2 protein-coding genes are annotated in these 1,752 nt (G+C 39.3%); both read left to right on the top strand.

The features are described from left to right. Positions 1-413, top strand: a 413-nt coding sequence (locus tag KIH86_RS20795) for a nitroreductase family protein (protein ID WP_223110650.1), incomplete at its 5' end; no start/stop codon positions are given. A 297-nt stretch (positions 414-710) separates the two neighbouring features. Continuing rightward, positions 711-1,752: bis(5'-nucleosyl)-tetraphosphatase (symmetrical) YqeK (gene yqeK, locus KIH86_RS30010; protein WP_322098667.1), on the top strand; the 1,042-nt coding region annotated here is incomplete at its 3' end.

Here is a 1,752-nt window from a genome sequence, read left to right as displayed (position 1 = left end):
TGATCATTCTTGCCCGGACAAATGTAAGGTATGATTCCGAATATGTGATTGATCAAATGAAAAATGTACAACAAATGCCCCAAGAGGTTGTTACTTATATCTCTGATGCATTAAAAGAGGTTCAGGAAGTGCGTGGTTTGTTGAAAGATGAACGTTTAATGTATGAATGGTCTGCCAAGCAAACCTATATTGCTATGGGAAATATGATGACAGCCGCTGCTTTAGCTGGAATCGATTCTTGTCCAATTGAAGGGTTTGACTATGCAGCAGTAGACCATATCTTAGAAGAAGAAGGTTTGTTAGAGGAAGGAAATTTGAAGGCATCCGTGATGGTCGCTTTTGGATATCGGAATGAAGAGCCCAAACGAGCCAAAACAAGAAGCAATATGGATCAAATTGTGAGTTGGACATAAAGGATCGAAGATCGCCAATAACAATCAATTAGAACGGCCTTAGTCCTGAAACCCATTGGACTGAGGCCTTTTAACTATCGTTCTCTATATAAGTTAAACTTAAGGAATTCATTTCCACGCTGTCGAATTAAAGTCGGAATTGAATTTTGAAATTCTCTTGCCAGTCTCTTTATCAAATCTATAGAATTCCATTGTCTTCTTCCTTTCGTACTAAACCTAACAGCTAAATTTACTATTATTTGGTGTAATACATAAGTGCTACAGTCATCATCTAAATAAACGCAAAGGCGGTTTGTTATGAACCAGATTTTGAAGCCATTTGTTCAGGTTGAAATCACTGGGAACTTGAAGGAAGATATTGCTGCCATTTTTCACTACCATCAAGATGAAGAAACACTGAAGCATGTACTGAAGGTTGCTGAGGAAGCAATACGAATTTCTAATCAATTTGGAGTTGAACCGGAGGAAGCTGAACAAGCCGCCTTGCTTCATGATGTCAGTAATATTATCCCTGTAAATAGGATGGTAGACATAGCCAAAGCGCTTTCTGTAAAGGTCGAAGAGGAGGAGCTCAAGTACCCTAGAATTATTCACCAAAAACTGTCGCGGGCCATGGCGGAGCAAGTCTTTGACATTTCGAATCCCAATATCTTAAATGCGATCGAATGCCATACTACGTTGAAGTCCCATGCATCGCAACTTGATAAAGTCTTGTTTATAGCTGATAAACTCTCGTGGGAATCTCCAGAACATAACTTTCAGCATGAAATTCGACAGAAGATTGAGAATAATGAACTGAATCAAGCAATCTTGATTTATTTAAACCATATTTGGGAGCAAAGAAATAACTTGAAGCTGGTGCATTCATGGACCATTCAAGCGAGAGAAGATATGTTAAGCTTGGTTGAGAAAGGTTTCGTATTGCTGAATGANACTGATACTAAAGACTTGATGGATATGTTAGATTCCTTGTTGAGAGAACCGGCGCCATTTTGGAATGGATTCTATAGTGACAGGTCGAAGGATATTCCTTTTTTTGTTAATCATCCCGATGAAAATCTTAAAAGCTATTATGAGAATGGATTTATTCCGCGGGGCAATATGTTGGAAATCGGGTGCGGCCCCGGAAGAAATGCTATATATTCTGCACAAAAAGGATTCAAAGTGGATGCGGTGGACTTATCGGAAGAGGCTATCCGCTGGGCTAAAGAAAGGGCGGAACAGAGTAAAGTAAGTGTGAATTTTGAGTGCAAATCTGCTTTTGATCTCATACCCAAACCAGAATATTACGATTTCGTATATGATGCTGGGTGCCTTCATCACATATGGCCTCACAGAA

The organism is Paenibacillus sinensis (genome assembly GCF_019904155.1).
Classification (GTDB): domain Bacteria; phylum Bacillota; class Bacilli; order Paenibacillales; family Paenibacillaceae; genus Paenibacillus_AQ; species Paenibacillus_AQ sinensis.
The sequence above is the reverse complement of the archived record's forward strand: the minus strand, read 5'-3'. Positions and strand labels throughout refer to the sequence as shown.